We start from the raw sequence: 15,877 nt of genomic DNA, 5'->3' as shown, positions 1-15,877 counted from the left end.
CCGCACTGAACGCCGACCAGGGGAAACAGACGCCGGCCTCGGACCGCGCGGCCGGCGCCGCTACCCCGTCAGCCGCGCCAGCCACGGATGGCCGGGGTGCGTACGCTCCAGCCATCCGGTGAGGGTTTCCCTGCGCGTCCTGTCGAGCAGGGGCAGCACGCTGTCGAAGTCCGCCTGGTCCTTGGGCCGTGGCTCCTTCGCTTTGAACAGCAGCACCAACTCCGGTATCAGATAGGGGATCCCGTCCGCCGTCCGCTCGATGATCGCGTCGTACGGCAGCCGAAGTCCCTCGTCGCGTCGGCAGATCCAGGTTTCGCCGTCGTGCGGCTCGCGGAAGATGTCGAACAGGAACTGGCCACGTGCCGGGTCCCGTGACCAGGTCTGGTGGGTGGCCGCCAACGTCTCCGCTCCCGCCTCGGCCCAGACGCGTCCCGAGCCCACGGCGTCGAACGCGCAGTCGGGGAAGCGGTCCCGGATCGACGGGAATCCCGCCGCGGGCACCGCGATCTCCACATCGCCGTGCGGTCGCGACTGCCTGCCGCGGAACAGGTCCAGCGCCCACCCGGCCGCGACGCACCAGGGGACACCGACTCCGTCCAACCGCTCCGCCAGTTGTTCCGGCCGCCATGCGTCCGCCCACCGGGCTTCGAGTTCCTCGGCGTCGAGCACGACGCCGCCGGGCGGCAGGGGTTCGGTCATCGGCCCAACCTACTGGGCCGGAGGGGGCCGAAGCAGGGTCGAACGGGGAAGGTGGGTACGAGAGGTTCGCCGGTTCGAGGTCTGTCGAGGGGAACGCGGATGAGGGTCGTCATCACCGGTGGCTTCGGCTTCCTGGGTCAGCGGGTCGCCGGGGCGCTGCTCGAGCGGCGGGTGTTGTGCGGTGTGCCCGTCGACCGGCTGGTGCTCGCCGACCGGGTCGTCCCCGCCGGGTCGCCGTTGGCGGCCGACCCGCTGGTGGAGGTCGTACACGGCGATCTGCGCGAGCGCCTCGACGAGGTGTTCGCACGGCCGGTGGACGTCCTGATCCATCTGGCCTCGGCGGTCTCGGCCGAGTGCGAGGCCGACTTCGACCTCGGTATGAGAGCCAATCTGGACACCACCCGCGCCTTGCTGGACGCGGCCCGCGCGCAGTCGGCCGCGAGTGGGCCGCCGCCCCGGACGGTGTTCTCCAGCAGCGTCGCCGTCTACGGCTTCGACTCCGCGCTGCCGCTGCCGCCCGTGGTCAGTGAGTCGACGCTGCCGATGCCCCGGTCCAGTTACGGAGCGCAGAAGCGCATCTGCGAGCAGTTGGTCGCCGAATACACCCGTCGGGGCTTCGTCGACGGGCGGGTGGCGCGTCTGATGACCGTTTCGGTGCGCGCGGGCAGGCCGAACGCGGCCGCCTCGGGCTTCCTCTCCGGCATCATCCGCGAACCGCTCGCGGGTCTCCCGGCCGTCTGCCCGGTGAGCCCCGATCTGCGGGTCGCCCTTGCCTCGCCGCGTCGCACCGTCGACGGGATCCTCCGCGTCACCGAGGCCGAGCGCGGACCAGGCGCGCTCGAGGGCGGGCTGCCGGTCAATCTGCCCGCCCTCACGGTCACGGTCGCAGAGATGCTGGACACCCTGCGCCGGGTGGCCGGCGACGCCGTCGCCGACCTGGTCACGGTCGCGCCCGATCCGGCCGTCGAGGCCATCGTCGGCTCGTGGCCCGCCGTCTTCGACAACACGCGTGCCACAGCACTCGGGCTCCGCCCCGACGCCAGTTTCGAGACTGTCGTACGGGCCTATGTCGAGGACCACCCCGAAGCCGTCGCGGAGTCGGCCAGGGAGGGTCTCCGCAGGCGGGTCACCGGCGGTGCCCGGGACGGGCGCCATCCGTGACGAGTGCCGGTGGCCCGTGCGTCACCGGCGTACCGTCACGGCGGTGGTCATGGTCCTGGTGTGATCGACCGTCCGCGGGTTTCCCTCCAGCCGCACCCGCGCGGAGGTGCCCGGGTCGCCTGCCGACTGTGCGACGGTCAGCGTGATGTCGCCGGGCTCGACGCGGCGCCGCAGGTCCCTTCCGGTGAAGCTGGTCATGTCCGTGTGGACCTCGAACTCCACGACGCGGCTCTCGCCGGGAGCGAGGTCGACGCGGGTGAAGCCGATCAGCTGCCGGACGGGGCGGGTGACCGAGGCCACCGGGTCGGTGAGGTAGAGCTGGGGCACCGCTGTGCCCGCTCTGTCGCCCGTGTTGGAGACCCTGGCCCGTACGGTGATCAGCGCGTCGACCCCGACGACCGCGTCCTCGACGTACGCGTCCGCTGTCTCGAAGCTCGTGTACGACAGACCGTGCCCGAACGGGAAGGCGGGGGTGGGGTCGATGTTGCTCACACCGTCGCTCTTCAGGGCGAGCGGAGGCGCCAGGTAGGTGCCCGGCTGGCCGGCCGTGTCACCCGGGATCTGGACCGGCAGGCGGCCGGAGGGGTTGATCCGCCCGGAGAGGACGCCCGCGATCGCCGCCGCGCCCTCCTCGCCGGGGAAGAACGCCTGGATGGTCGCGTCAGCGGCCCTGGCGTGCCGGCCGATCGCGTACGGGCGGCCCGACACGACGACGAGGACGGTCCGTTGCGCTGCGTCGAGGACGGCCGAGACGAGTTCGTCCTGCACTCCGGGGAGCGTCAGGTCGCCGACGTCGCAGCCCTCCCCTGAGGTTCCGTGGCCGAACAGGCCGGAGCGGTCGCCGACGACGAGAACCGTCAGGTCGGCCTTCGTGGCCGCGGCCACCGCCGCTGCGACGCCGCTGTGGTCGTCGCCGCTGACCTGGCAGCCGCGCTCGTGCCGCACCGTGGCCCCGGGGAACTCCTCGCGGACGGCGTCCAGCACGGTGGCTGCCTCGATACCCATGGGGAGGTCGGGGTGGCTCGGCAGGACGTGGTTGGGGAACGAGTAGCAGCCGAACAGACAGTGGGCGTCGTCGGCCGCGGGACCGATCACGGCGACGGAGCGCACGCCGGTGAGCGGCAGCAGACCCGAGGCGTTGTCGAGCAGGACGACGGACTCCTCGGCCAGCGCGCGGGCGATGGACCGGTTGCCGGGGGCGTCGAAGTGCGCGGGGGCCGTGTACCGACGGGGAGTCCAGTCCCGGTCCAGCAGGCCGAGTTCGGCCTTCTGCGTCAGGACGCGCAGCACCGCGCGGTCGAGCAGACCGGCGGGGAGGCTGCCGTCCCGCAGCTGGGCGCGCAGGGCCTCTCCGTAGGCCGTGGTGTGCGGCAGTTCCACGTCGATGCCGGCGTGCAGGGCTGCGCGGGCCGCTTCCGGGATGTCGGCCGCCACATGGTGCAGGGAGGCGAGGAAGGCGATCGCCCAGTAGTCGGAGACCACCGTGCCCTCGAACCCCCAGGTGTCGCGCAGGAGTTGGGTGAGCAGGACCTCGTCCGCGCCGCAGGGCACGCCGTCGATGTCGTTGTACGCGTTCATGACGGAGCCGACGCGGCCCTTGACGACGGCCTTCTCGAAGGGGACGAGGACGACGTCGGCGAGTTCACGCGGCCCCAGGGCGGCCGGGGCGTGGTTGCGGGCGGCGCGGGAGGCGGAGTAGCCGGCGAAGTGCTTCAGGGTGGCGACGACACCGCCCGCCTGGAGGCCCTGGACATAGGCCAGTCCGAGCTCCGAGACGACGTACGGGTCCTCACCGAGCGTCTCCTCCACTCTGCCCCAGCGGTAGTCGCGTACGACGTCCACCACGGGTGACAGGCCCTGGTGGACGCCCACGGCGGCCATGTCGGAGCCGATGGCCGCCGCCATGCGGCGCACGAGGCCGGGGTCGAAGGTGGCCGCCCAAGCGAGCGGGGTGGGGTAGACGGTGGCCTGCCAGGTGGTGAATCCGGTCAGGCACTCCTCGTGGGCGATGGCCGGGATGCCGAATCGATTCGCCGCGACCACCCGCTCCTGCAGGGCGGCCAGCCGCTCGCGGCCCGCTTCGGGGTCCAGCGGTGCCGTGCCGAACACCCGCGTGAGATGCCCGAGGCCGTCCAGGATCGCCTCGTCGAAGCTCTCGGCGCCCTGGAAGGTGTCCTGCATGGGGGCGACGTCGCCGCCCCCCTCGTGGCCCGGCCAGGTGCTGCCGAGCTGTGCGATCTTCTCGCCCTCGGTCATGGCGTCGAGCAGGGCCCGGGCGCGGTCGGCCGTCGGCAGGGCGGGATCGTTCCAGGGCCCGGTCGTCGTCGGGCGCTCGTCGCTGATCGTCAAGGTGTGTCCGTTTCTGTGACGGGTGCCGCGAACGGCGTGCTCGGAAAAAGTTGGAAGGGGGGGGTCGGTCGGGGGCGGATTCGGGCCCGGGCGACGCTCCTGCGGTCCTGGGGAGGCGGACGCGCGGGACAGCGCCGAGCGGAGGTTCTCGTCGGCTCGCGTGGCACGCCCGGGCCCGGGTCGAAGGGCCGTCCCGCCGTGTCGGGCCGGGCGGGACAGCGGCGCGGTCACTTGCCGCCGGCGCCCATCAGGCCCGCGACGAGGGCCCGTCGGGCGAAGAGGTAGACGACCAGGATGGGTACGGCGGACAGCAGCACCGCGGCCATCAGGGCCGGCACGTTGGCGCTGTACTCGGAGACGAAGTTGTACAGGCCCAGCGTCACCAGTTTGGTGTCCTCGGACTGGGTCATGATCAGCGGGAACAGGAAGCCGTTCCACGCCTGCAGGGCCGCGAAGACGGACGCCGTCGCGATGGCGGAGCGCGACATCGGGACGACCAGGGTCAGCAGTGTCCGGGCCGGTCCGGCGCCGTCCAGGGCCATGGCCTCGTACAGCTCGTTGGAGATGTCCCGCATCCCGCCGCTGAGGACCAGCACGCTCACCGGCAGGGCGAAGGCCGCCGTCGGCAGGATGATCCCCCACAGGGTGTCGTAGAAGCCGAGGTCGTTGACGATGAGGAAGAGCGGGATGATGACCGCCTGGGAGGGGATGGCAAGTCCCAGCAGGAACAGGCGGAACACTCCCTTGGAGAGCCATCCCCGGCCCCGGACCACCGCATAGCTGATCGGTACGGCGAGCGCGAGCACGATGGCGACGGTGGCCACCGCGACGACCACGGTGTTCCAGATGTAGTGCGGGAACCCGCTGTCCACCACGGTGGTGAAGTTGTCCCAGGTCACCGTGGAGGGGATCGAGACGGGCCCTTTGTCGGTGTACTTCGTCTGCGGTTGCACCGCCGTGTTCACCAGCGCGTAGAGCGAGACGCCGATGATCACCAGCCAGACGAGGGCGGCGGCGCCGGCGAGGTAGTTCGGGCGCGTCCTCACAGACCCTCCATGGTGCTTGTCATCCTGTCGTAGCCGCTGAGCTTCGTGAGGAGGACCGAGGCCGCGGTGGCGAGCAGCAGCAGGAAGCTCGCGATGGCGCTCGCGTATCCGTAGTCGTAGGTGCGGAAGGCGGTCTGGTACATCGAGAACGGCAGGATCGAGGTGTCGGTGCCCGGGCCGCCGTTGGTCAGGAGCAGCACGATGTCGAAGGCGGTGAGGCCGCCGATGACCATGAACGTGGTGGAGGTGATGACCGTGTTGCGCAGCTGCGGCAGGGTGATGTGCACGAACTGCCGTACCCGTCCCGCGCCGTCGATCGCGGCCGCCTGGTACAGCGTGTGCGGGACGGCCCGGGCGGCGCCTTGGTAGAGCAGGCTGTGGAAGGGGACGAACTGCCAGCTGGTGACCAGGACCAGACAGGCGATCGCGCCCGACTTGGAGCCGAACGGATTGCTGCCGCCGAACAGCCACTCGACCTTCGACGGCAGACCGAAGTTCGGGTCGAGCAGTTGCCGCCACATGATGGCCGTGGCCGCGGTCGACAGCAGCAGGGGCAGGAAGAAGACCGCCGACAGGACGGCGCGGTTGCGCTGGTGACCGGCCGCCCACACCCCCAGCAGGATGCTGATCGGCGCCTGTACGGCGATGTTCCCGACCAGCAGGACGCCCGTGACGAGGGTCGACTGGCGAACCTGGCTGTCGCCGAAGAACCGCGACCAGTTGTCCAGACCCGAGAACTGCGGGCTGTTCAGTCCGTCCCAGTGGGTGAAGGAGAGGTAGAGCACTCCCGCCATCGGCACGATCGCGAAGACGAGGAAGAACAGCAGCCCGGGGACGGCCCAGGCCACGCCGGGCCGCTCCAGGGTGGGCGGAGCGGCCCCGTCGCGTGCCCGGTGCTTGCTCACCGGCCGCGAAGTCGTTGGGGAGACCACGTGGACGCCTTCCTACTTCTTGATCGCCTGGACCGCGCCGACGAACTGCTCCGGCGAGCTCTGTCCGTTGAACAGCTTCTGGATCTCGGTCAGCAGCGGGGTGCCCAGGGTGAGGCCGAGCGCCTGGTCCCAGGACTGGGTGAAGGACGGGGCCTTCGCCACCAGGTCGTACTGGAACTTCGCGTACGCCGGGTCGGGCGCCTTGGCGAGCAGTTGTTCGGCGTTGGTCGTGACCGGCACCTCGCCCTTCTCGATGAGCCCCTGCACATAGCTGTCGCTGTAGGTGGTCTTGAGGAACTCCGCCGCGGTGTCCTCGGGGGCGGCGGCGGTCACCGAGATGTAGTTGGTGGGGTTGCCGACGACGTTCTTCGGGTCGCCCTTGCCGCCCTCGACGCTCGGGAAGGGCACGTACCCGAGGTCGTTCTTGACGAAGTCGGGGGCCTCGCCCTGCTGGACGGCGTACTCCCACGAGCCCATCAGGACCATCGCCGCCTTGCCCTTGTTGAGCAGGGTGGAGGTGCCGCCCGCGCCGTAGTTGACCGAGCCGAAGTTCTTGCCGAAGGCGCCGCTGTCCACCAGCTCCTTGATCATTTCCGCGGCCTTCAGGACGGCCGGGTCGCCCCACTGCGACCAGTCGCCGTTCTGGATCCTGTCGAAGAGGACCGGGCCCGCGAGGCGGTCGACGAGGTACTCGACCCACATCAGCTCCGTCCACGAGGAGCTGGCGTTGCCCGCGAGCGCGAACGGTGTGATCCCCTTGCCCTTGAAGAGCTTCACCAGATTCAGCAGTTCGGCGTAGGTGGCGGGCGGCTCGATGCCGGCATCGGCGAAGACCTTCTTGTTGAAGAAGAGGAACACGGGCTGTGTCCCTCGGCACGGGATGCCGACCAGCTTGTCGTCCACCTTGCCCGCGGCCAGCGCGGAGGGCAGGAACCGGCCCGCCAGCATTCCGTCGAGCTCGACGAGCTTGCCCGCCTTCACGTAGTCGTCGAGGCTGCCGCCGCCCCAGTTGAAGAACAGTCCGGGCATCTTCGAGGAGCCCATCGCGGTGCGCAGCTTGTCCTTGTACCCGTCCGTGGCGATGACGGTCATGCCGACCTTGCCCTTGCCGGTGGAGTTGAAGGCGTCCACGGCGGCCTTCTGCACCGGGTTGGTCGGGTCCTGGAGTGTCCAGAAGTCCGCGTTGCCGGTCGGCGAGGAGGGCGTGGAGCCACCGGACGAACCGCAGCCCACCACGGTGACGCCCAGCGTGGTCGCCGCCGTCGCGGTGAGGAACCACCGTCGGGACACTCTGTTCATCGTTGAACACCTTTCGAGTCGGCAATTCCCTCGGTACGGGTGTACTCACCCGGCAGGCCGTCCCGGCCTGTTCGTACGGAGGGATGTGGGTCGATGGCCATGCCCGTCAGGTGCTTTCGCGCAAGGGTTGCGTCCCGTTGCTCCTGCGGTTGAGCCGGCGTCGGTCACGCTAAGCGGCGCAATTCGCCCGCTGCAACATCGGAAGGGATTCAGTTCCGAAAGACTTTCGCGATGTGGGGGCTTGCGGAAATCGAGGTCAGGCGCTTGTGTCCGGCTCGCTCCAGGGCGGTGCGGTGGACATGCGCACGATCAATTCGGTGGCGAGTTCCCGCCGCGAGATGGCGGGCGGCCTGCCGTCGGCAAGGTGAAGCAGGACGCGGGTGGCCTCCTGACCGAGTTCATGGAACGGCTGCCGTACGGCACTCAGCGGCGGTGCGGCCATGGCGGCCACCAGGGTGTCGTCGAACGACACGACCGACAGTCGGCGCGGCACGGCGAGGCCGAGCTGGCGGGCGGCCTCCATGGCGCCGAGGGCCTGGACGTCACTGGCGGCGAAGAGAGCCGTCGGCCTCTGTGCACGGTCCAGGACAGCGCGGGCCGCTCGCAGGGCCTCGCCGTGGTCGAAGTCCGTCGACCTGACGAGGGCCGGGTCGTACGGGATTCCGGCCTCCGTGAGCGCCGCCCGGTAGCCGTGCAGACGCGCGGCCCCGGCCTGTGAACTCGACCGGCCGGCCAGCATGCCGATCCGGCGGTGTCCGAGGGCGATCAGGTGCTGGACGGCGGTCGTCGCGCCGTGCCAGTTCGTCACCCCGACGCTCGGGATGCCGGCGCTCGGCGCGTTCAGGGGATCGACGAGCACCACCGGAAGCCGCTGGTCCAGGATCCGGCGCTGGTCCAGGTCGGCGAGGGCCGAGATGACGATGACGACCCCCAAGGTGCCCAGCGCGACGGACTCCTCCAGCCACGTCGAGATCGAGCGCCTGCCGGTCGTACCCACGGTCGTGTGGATGCCCGCATCGGCCGCCGATTCCACGATGCCCCGGACGACTTCCAGGGTGTACGGGCCGGCCAGGTCGCGCAGGACGACCAGGATCTGCCGCGCCCGGCGCGTGTCGTCCTCCCAGGCCCGGACGAAGCCGTGTTCGCGCAGCAGCGCCTCGATGCGCCCCCTTGTCGCCGCGGACACGTCGCGTCTGCGATGGACGACCTTCGAGACGGTGGCCGCCGAGACACCGGCCTCTTCCGCTATCGAGGCGAGCAGCCCGTACTGATCGCTCCGACCGTTCCGGCGCGGCCTGGCTGGACCCGTCACTTCGCCTGGACCTCCCCGTCGGTGTCCGATGACCGTGCGCGGAGGGAAAGTACACACCCGAATCACGACCCGGCCGTGAGCGGGTCGCGGAAAAGGCCTCGAACCCCGGGGAAATACAAGGGAGTTACGGCTTACGAAAGTCTTTCGCGAAGAGCGAGGACACCTCTTGTAGGCTCCCCGCAACCTGTTCGAGCCGCTCGGGCACATCATTTCGGGAAGGCCGGTAATGCCGGTGCACAGCATCCACGACACACAGCCCGCCGACCGCTGGGAGGACGCCTTTCTCTCCGGAAACGGTGAATACGGGATCATGGTGTCCGGCCACCCGCACCAGGAACGGATCGTCCACAACCACCACCGTTACGTCCTGCCCAACGATTCCCTCGGGATGCGCCCGCCTGCTGTCGCGAGCCGTCTCGAGCATGTGCGCGACCTGCTCCTCACCGGGGAACCCGAGGAAGCACAGCGGGAGTTCTCCGACGGCCGGGGACTGGCCTGGACGCAGTCCTTCCACCCCGGTCATGTGCTCCATCTGGACTCCGTGGCCGGGGAGGGCACGGTGGAGAGCTATCGGCGGGTGACGGACTTCGCCACCGGCGAGGTTCGGGTCACATGGTCCGACGCGGGACGGGAACGGTCGCGGCGGGCGTTCGTCTCACGCACCGACGCCGTCGCGGTCGTCGAGATCACCGGGCCACGGCTCGATCTGGCCGTACGGCTCTCCGGTGAGCTTCCCGGCCGGCCGGGCGACGTCCACTTCACTACGTCCGCGCGGGCCGACGGCGCCGGTGAGGCGTCCCTCGCCGCGGTGGGGACGTATCCGCCCGGTCCCGGTGCGGCCGGCTTCGTCGGCGTGACCAGGGTTGTCGTCTCGGGCGGTGGGATCGTCGTGGAGGGGGACACGGTCCGGGTCGTGGGGGCCACGAGGGTGACGCTGCTGACCCGTATGGGCCGGGGTGCGCCCGTTCCCGCCGCCGACGGACTGCGTTCGGGACTCGCCGAGGTGCCGGCCGACTACGACATCCTGCTCACCCGGCACGCGGCGGTCCACGGCGAGCTGTACCGGCGCGCGACGCTCGACCTCGGTGCCCCGGAGAGCGCCCGGCGACTGCCCGTACGCGAACTGATCGCCAGGGCCGACACCGAGGAACTCGACGCCGCGCTGGTCGAGGCGCTGTTCCACTGCGGCCGTTATCTGCTGCTCAGCTCCAGCGGGGTGCTGCCGCCCCGGCTGACGGGACTGTGGCTGGGGGCGTGGGGCGCGGCCTGGTCCGGCGACTACACGACCGACGCCAACATCAACCTCCAGATGGCCGGGGCGGTCCTCACCGGGATGCCCGAGCTGATCGCGTCGTACGCCGCGCTGATCGGCGGGCAGTTCGACGACTGGCGCGTCAACGCCCGCACGATCTACGGCACGCGGGGCGTGCTCGCGCCGAGCCGGACCGACGGGGAGCACGGGCTGCTGTTCCACCTCGACGACGAATGGCCCTGGACGATGTGGCTCGGGGGCGCGGACTGGCTGCTGTTCCCGCTCCTCGAGTACTGGCAGGCGACCGGCGACGACGACTTCCTCGCCCGTACCCTCGCTCCCTGGCTCGTCGAGGCGGCGGTGTTCTTCGAGGACTTCCTCACCCGCGAGGACCAGGACGGGCATGTGGTCCTGGTCCCCTCCTACTCCCCCGAGGTCGGTCCGCGCGGTGCGCGGGGCGTCGCCGGGGTGAACGCCACCATGGACCTGGCCGCGGCCCGGCACGCACTGACCACCGCAGCCGACGTCTGCGCGTATCTCGGTGTCGAGCAGGAGGGGGCCGTCCGCTGGCGCGCGCTGGCCGAGCGGCTGCCCCCATATCGCGTCGACGACCGCGGGGCGCTGGCCGAGTGGGCGTGGCCGGGTCTGGAGACCGCCGACGACCATCGGCACATCAGCCACCTCTACCCGGTGTGGCCCCTGCACGACATCACCCCGGACGACACCCCCGAGCTGGCTGCCGCCGCCCGGGAGGCGCTGCTGCGCCGGGGCGACGAGAACCTGTCCGCACATGGCAGCCTGCACCGCGCCCTGGTCGCCGCGCGGCTGAAGGACGGTGACACGGCGAAGGCGAACGTCCTCAAGATCCTCGGCCGGGACATGCTCTTCAGGTCGCTGATGACGTCGCACAATCCGGGTCGGGAGATCTACAACGCGGACGCGGCGCACTGTCTGCCCGCCGTCGTGGTGGAGATGCTGGTGGACTCCCGGCCGGGGATCGTGGAGCTGCTGCCGGCGCTCCCCGCCGAGTGGCGCCGCGGCAGCCTGCGAGGTGTCGCCACCCGCGCCGGGGTGCGCGTGGACGAGCTGACCTGGGACCTGGAAAAGGGTGTCGTCAGGGCGGTGTTCAGCTCCGAGCGCGAGCGTGAGGTCGACGTCGTGTGCCGACGGGGCGCGGACCGGCAGCGCACTGTGCGTCTGTTGCCGGGCGCTCCCGTCTCGGTGAGCGTCCCGCTCGCCCGGCCCCGGCGAGGGTGAGAGTGAGCGCCAGGAGGCCGCTCACGGTGTCCTGACGCCCCGGGGCACGGATGTGGAGGTACGAAGCACGAGTTCCGTGGCCAGCTCGATCCGCGGGGACGCGGGCGGCCGTCCCTCGGCCATGTCCAGCAGTACCCGGGTGGCCTCGCGGCCCAGCTCCTCGAAGGGCTGGCGCACCGCGCTCAGCGGCGGGCAGGCCATGGCCGCCACGAGCGTGTCGTCGAAGGACATGACCGCCAGGTCCTCGGGAACGGCGAGCCCGAGCTGCCGGGCCGCCTCCAGGACGCCGAGCGCCTGTGCGTCGCTGGCCGCGAAGACCGCGGTGGGCGGATCGTCGGCACGCAGGATGCGCAGGCTGGCGCGCAGCCCCTCGTCGAAGTCGAAGTCCGTCGAACGCACGAGCGCCGGGTCGTAGTCGATCTCCGCCTCTTCGAGTGCGGCCCGGTAGCCGTGCAGCCGGGCGGCTCCGGCCGGCGAGTGCGCACGGCCCACTACCATCCCGATCCGGGTGTGCCCGAGTCCGAGCAGATGGTGCACCGCGTCCTTGGCGCCGCTCCAGTTCGTCACCCCGATGCTCGGGATGTCCTGGCCGGGCGCGCTGAGCGGATCGATCAGTACGACGGGCAGCCGCCGCTCGACGATCCGCCGCTGGTCGTCCTCCGCGAGCATGGAGATCACGATGATCAGCCCGGCCGCGCCCAGCGCCTCGCACTCCTCCAGCCACCGGGCGATCGACCGGTGGCCGGTCGTTCCCGTCACCACGTCGATGTCGAGTTCGTCGGCGGCGGCCACGATCCCCCGGACGACCTCCAGTGTGTAGGGACCGGACAGGTCCCGGAACACCGCGACGATCTGGCGCGGCGCCACGGGATTCGGCTCTCCGGGCCGGACGTATCCGTGCCGCGTCAGCAGTTCCTCCACGCGGGCCCGGGTGGCCGCCCCGACGTCACGGCGCCGGTGGACCACCTTGGAGACGGTGCTCAGCGAGACACCGGCCTCACCGGCGATGCTGCTCAGCAGACCGTACTGTGCGTCCCGGTCCGTCTTCATGCCCCGACCTGTCACTCGTGTGCCTCGCTCTGACCTGTCACCCGATGCCCGCCGGGCTCGCCGGTACGGCGTTGATCTGCGCCTATTCCCTCATAAGGGAACTCCGCCGCAAGCTAACGGGAGGCGGCGCCGGCGGGCAAGGGCGGTCCTGGCTAGTTGCGGCTCCACTTCTGCGAGGTGTTGCCGAGGGCGTTCCACAGCTGCACTTTCGATCCGTTGGCGGTTGCCCCGCCGGTGACGTCGACGACCAGGCCGTTGGAGCGGTTGAGGATCGAGCCGTCCAGGCGCAGCCACCACTTCTGGCTGGTCCTGCCGTTGCACGTCCAGAGGATCAGCTTCGTGCCCGCGGTCGTGCCGTCGGCGTTCGCACCGAGGCACTTGCCGGCGATCCGGAGTTCCCCGGCCGCGGTCTGTGTGACGGTCTGGTTCGCGTTCCCGGAGCAGTCCCAGATCTGTGCCTGCACGCCCGTCTGGCCGTTGGGTATGTCAAGGCAGCGGCCGGAGTTGGCGCCCTTCAGGGTGAAGGTCCCGTCCGTCGGCAGGGGGTCCTGGACGAGCTGCCAGTCCTGCGAGCCGTCATCGGCCGAGGCCGCCACGGTGACGGCGCCGCCCGCGCTCGCGCCCGTCATGAACAGGCTGGTGTTTCGCGCCGAGCGGAGCTTGTAGTAGCCGTCGCTGGAGGGCACGAGGGTCCACTGCTTGTCGTTGGCTCCGTCGTCGACCCACTGGGCCAGTTTCTGTCCCGCTGTCGCGCTGCCGGTCCAGATCGCGGCGGCCCGTCCTCCGGCCTTGTTCAGCAGGGTCACGTCGCTGCCCTTGGCCGTCGTGTGCCAGCGCTGTGTGTCGTCGGCCGGGTCTCGGTTCGCGAGGACGAGGTCGGGGACGTCGCCGGTGAGGTTCGCGTCCTGGGTCTTCCCGCCGGCGGGGCTGAGTGCCTGGCCGGTCGAGCGGTTGACGAGGGTGTAGTAGGCGCCCGGGGAGCGGCCCAGGTCGACCTCGGCGTAGCGCACGGGACCGATGCCCCCGCCGCCGAAGCCGGCCTGGAGGACGAGAACGCGTCCCGTGCCCTCGACGTACTGGAGGTTACGGCTGTACCCGGCGGTGATCGGTGTCTGGTACTCCTTCCAGGCGCCGGTGCTCAGGCCTGACTCGTTCACCCAGACACTTCCGCTGCCTGCGGCGTTGTAGACGATGCGGCCGTCCGGCATGGGCATGAGCACCGGGCTGCCGCCTGTCGCCAGGGCGTGCCCGCCCGTGGGTACGGGCAGTGAGGTGATGGCGCCGTCGGTCCCGGAGAAGAACTTCAGCGGGTCGTCCGCGGTCCGGTACCGGACGTTCGCTCCGCCGCCCCAGTACTCGTAGGTGAGAAGCCACTTTCCGTCGGTGGTCGGGGCGATCGTCGTCATGCCGGGGCGTCCACCGCCGATCTCCGTCTTGCCGTTGTTGTTCACGGTCGTGCCCGGAACGTCGACGACGGGCCCGCTCCATGCGGAGGTGCTGCTGCCGTTCCAGGTCCGGTGGGCGAGGATCTGGCCGCCCGAGTCGGTCGCCGTGTCGTTGGCCGGGTCGAGGGTCGGCACCCCGGTGGCGGAGTCGTAGCCGGTGTAGTCGTTCTCGTCGGAGTAGTACGCGACGAGCTGACCGCCGCGCGCCTCCAGGTACGGCTCCCAGACCGGGTCCTTCTGCGCGCTGGTGTTGGCGGTCGAGAGCACCGAGCCGGCCCATCCCCCGGCGGCGATGATGTTCTGGAAATTCCAGGTCGTGCCGTCGTCCACACTGGAATACAGGGCGATCGCCACGTCCTTGCGGTCCCCGTCACCGGTCGGTGTCCAGTTCGGGTCGGCCGCTTTCTTCTGTTCGTAGTAGTAGTCGTCCCCGGAGACGACGCTCGCGAGCAGCAGAGTTCCGGCACTCAGGCTTCCGACATCCTGCGGGAGAACATAGAAATAAGGGTTCGTCCAGTTGCTCGTGTACTTGGCGTACTGGGAATCGCTGGACAGATACGCGGGCGCCTGGACGTCCGACAGTTTCTGCCATGTCGTACCGTCGTCGTCACTCTTGTAGACAGGCATCTTCTGCCCCACCGGAGCACCCTGGCTGTTCTCGAAGGCGGCCACGATACGACCGCCCGGCAGCTGCGCCGACTTGGGATAGAGAACACAGGGCTTCTTGTTGCAGGTGGACGGGCTGTCCGCGACGTACAGGTTCGACGAACTCGGCTGATATGCCGAAGCACCCGCTGCGGAGGCGACGGCGAATGCGACGCCCAAACCTGTGGCTGTCGCCGCGGCGAGAGCTCTCTGTGCCAGTTTTCGCATCATTACCTTTTTTCTCTGTGCGCCGGCCGCGGGCCTTTTCCCAGGAATGAGGTGCGGCTCCAGTGAGGGCTGGTCCGGCTGGAGACAGTATTGGGATGCGATACCGCTATGTCACCGGTGTGTTTCCGAAAGTGTTTCGCATGTTCGCCACCGCCAGGTATTGACGTCCCGGCGATCGGGATGAGTGCGGCCCGCCCGGGATCCCGTCCGCCCGGGGTCGGCCGCTCCCACCAGCGAGTGTGAATGATTGCCGCGTCGGGCGGGTTGACGGGCAATAGATTGCGCAGGAGGCCCTCATCCACGCAATATTCGCAACCACATGTCACGGGATTCACGCGACCATGGGCGCATGCGACAAGACGTGTCCCCCCGGACAACCGCCGCCCCGGCCCGGCCCTCGGCTCCGGTGCCCCGCCGACAGCAGATCGCCGCCGGGATCCGCGACTCCTTCTCGGCCGGCCTCGGGATCTTTCCCCTCGGCATCGCGCTCGGCCTGCTCGTCCTTCAGGCCGGACTGCCCTGGTGGCTGACACCGGCCCTGTCCGTGGCCGCCTTCGCCGGTTCCCTGGAGCTGCTGCTGGTCGGCATGATGGCCACCGTCACCCCGCTCGCCGCGGTGGCCGTGACCGTGTTCGTGGTCAACTTCCGGCACATCTTCTACGCGTTCTCCTTTCCGCTGCACCTGGTCAAGCACCCGGTCGCGAAGGCGTACGCGGTCTACGCGATGATCGACGAGGCGTACGCCGTCAACGCCTCGCTGCCGGAGTCGGAGCGCTCCGCACCTCGCCTGCTCGCCATGCAGATCGCCTGCGAGAGCTACTGGGTCGGCGGCGGACTGGTCGGTGTCGCCCTCGGCGCCGCCCTGCCCGCGCCCGTCAAGGGCCTGGAGTTCGCGCTGTGTTCCCTGTTCACCGTGCTCACTCTGGACGCCTTCCGTTCCCGCCGGGAAATCCCTTCCGTGCTGCTGGCGGGAGCCAGTGCGGCCGTGGCCCTCGTCGTGACCCCGGGTCTGGCGATGTTCACGGCGCTGCTGCTGTTCGTCGGCCTGCTCCTGGTCCGTCACGCCCTGACCGCCCGTCGTTCCACAGGAGAGACCGCCGATGCCTAGTAGTGCTTGGTCAGGTCGGTTGTAGTGGTGCGTGTCCTGCGGGCTGGGTGTGGCGTTGAGGGTGTGTGACTCCGGACGAGATTGCGGTGGTGCG

General features: G+C 70.1%; 11 protein-coding genes. 3 read left to right on the top strand and 8 right to left on the bottom strand.

Annotated features, from left to right (window positions below; all coding sequences use genetic code 11):
* Positions 1-60: 60 nt before the first annotated feature.
* On the bottom strand, positions 61-699 hold the full coding sequence (locus PV396_RS41365; RefSeq protein ID WP_319213511.1) for a nucleotidyltransferase domain-containing protein: 639 nt from the start codon (positions 697-699) through the stop codon (positions 61-63).
* 99 nt (positions 700-798) lie between these two features.
* On the opposite strand from PV396_RS41365, the gene denD reads away from it, so the two are divergent.
* Complete coding sequence (denD, locus tag PV396_RS41360; protein ID WP_319213510.1) at positions 799-1,860, top strand: D-erythronate dehydrogenase; 1,062 nt, start codon at positions 799-801, stop codon at positions 1,858-1,860.
* Positions 1,861-1,881: 21 nt separating this feature from the next.
* On the opposite strand, the gene PV396_RS41355 is transcribed toward denD, so the two are convergent.
* The 5 genes from PV396_RS41355 to PV396_RS41335 all read right to left on the bottom strand — a co-directional run bounded on the left by PV396_RS41355 (position 1,882) and on the right by PV396_RS41335 (position 8,798).
* Positions 1,882-4,209, bottom strand: coding sequence for a beta-glucosidase family protein (locus PV396_RS41355; RefSeq protein ID WP_319213508.1), 2,328 nt, complete (start codon positions 4,207-4,209; stop codon positions 1,882-1,884).
* A 227-nt stretch (positions 4,210-4,436) separates the two neighbouring features.
* Positions 4,437-5,255: a carbohydrate ABC transporter permease gene (locus PV396_RS41350; protein ID WP_319213507.1), complete on the bottom strand. Its 819-nt coding sequence runs from the start codon at positions 5,253-5,255 to the stop codon at positions 4,437-4,439.
* Entirely contained in the window at positions 5,252-6,160 is a 909-nt protein-coding gene (locus PV396_RS41345) for a sugar ABC transporter permease (RefSeq protein ID WP_319213506.1), read from the bottom strand. Before PV396_RS41345 ends, PV396_RS41350 begins: the two co-directional genes overlap by 4 nt.
* A 39-nt stretch (positions 6,161-6,199) precedes the next feature.
* Positions 6,200-7,486, bottom strand: a complete 1,287-nt coding sequence (locus PV396_RS41340; RefSeq protein WP_319213505.1) for an ABC transporter substrate-binding protein — start codon at positions 7,484-7,486, stop codon at positions 6,200-6,202.
* 256 nt (positions 7,487-7,742) lie between these two features.
* Positions 7,743-8,798: a LacI family DNA-binding transcriptional regulator gene (locus tag PV396_RS41335; protein ID WP_319213503.1), complete on the bottom strand. Its 1,056-nt coding sequence runs from the start codon at positions 8,796-8,798 to the stop codon at positions 7,743-7,745.
* A gap of 226 nt (positions 8,799-9,024) precedes the next feature.
* Here PV396_RS41335 and PV396_RS41330 point away from each other — a divergent pair, with 226 nt between their 5' ends.
* Positions 9,025-11,307: a glycosyl hydrolase family 95 catalytic domain-containing protein gene (locus tag PV396_RS41330; RefSeq protein WP_319213501.1), complete on the top strand. Its 2,283-nt coding sequence runs from the start codon at positions 9,025-9,027 to the stop codon at positions 11,305-11,307.
* A gap of 21 nt (positions 11,308-11,328) precedes the next feature.
* On the opposite strand, the gene PV396_RS41325 is transcribed toward PV396_RS41330, so the two are convergent.
* Both PV396_RS41325 and PV396_RS41320 read right to left on the bottom strand, forming a co-directional pair.
* Entirely contained in the window at positions 11,329-12,357 is a 1,029-nt protein-coding gene (locus PV396_RS41325) for a LacI family DNA-binding transcriptional regulator (RefSeq protein WP_319213500.1), read from the bottom strand.
* Between the two features lie 152 nt (positions 12,358-12,509).
* Positions 12,510-14,678: an RICIN domain-containing protein gene (locus PV396_RS41320; protein ID WP_416071572.1), complete on the bottom strand. Its 2,169-nt coding sequence runs from the start codon at positions 14,676-14,678 to the stop codon at positions 12,510-12,512.
* A gap of 346 nt (positions 14,679-15,024) precedes the next feature.
* On the opposite strand from PV396_RS41320, the gene PV396_RS41315 reads away from it, so the two are divergent.
* The gene (locus tag PV396_RS41315) at positions 15,025-15,783 is read left to right on the top strand and encodes an AzlC family ABC transporter permease (protein WP_319213498.1); all 759 of its coding nucleotides are present in this window, start codon (positions 15,025-15,027) and stop codon (positions 15,781-15,783) included.
* Positions 15,784-15,877 lie beyond the last annotated feature (94 nt).

Origin of the sequence: Streptomyces sp. ME02-8801-2C, from assembly GCF_033793965.1 — a bacterium.
Lineage (GTDB): Bacteria > Actinomycetota > Actinomycetes > Streptomycetales > Streptomycetaceae > Streptomyces.
Note: the sequence above shows the minus strand (reverse complement) of the source record. Positions and strands in the feature narration are given on the sequence as shown.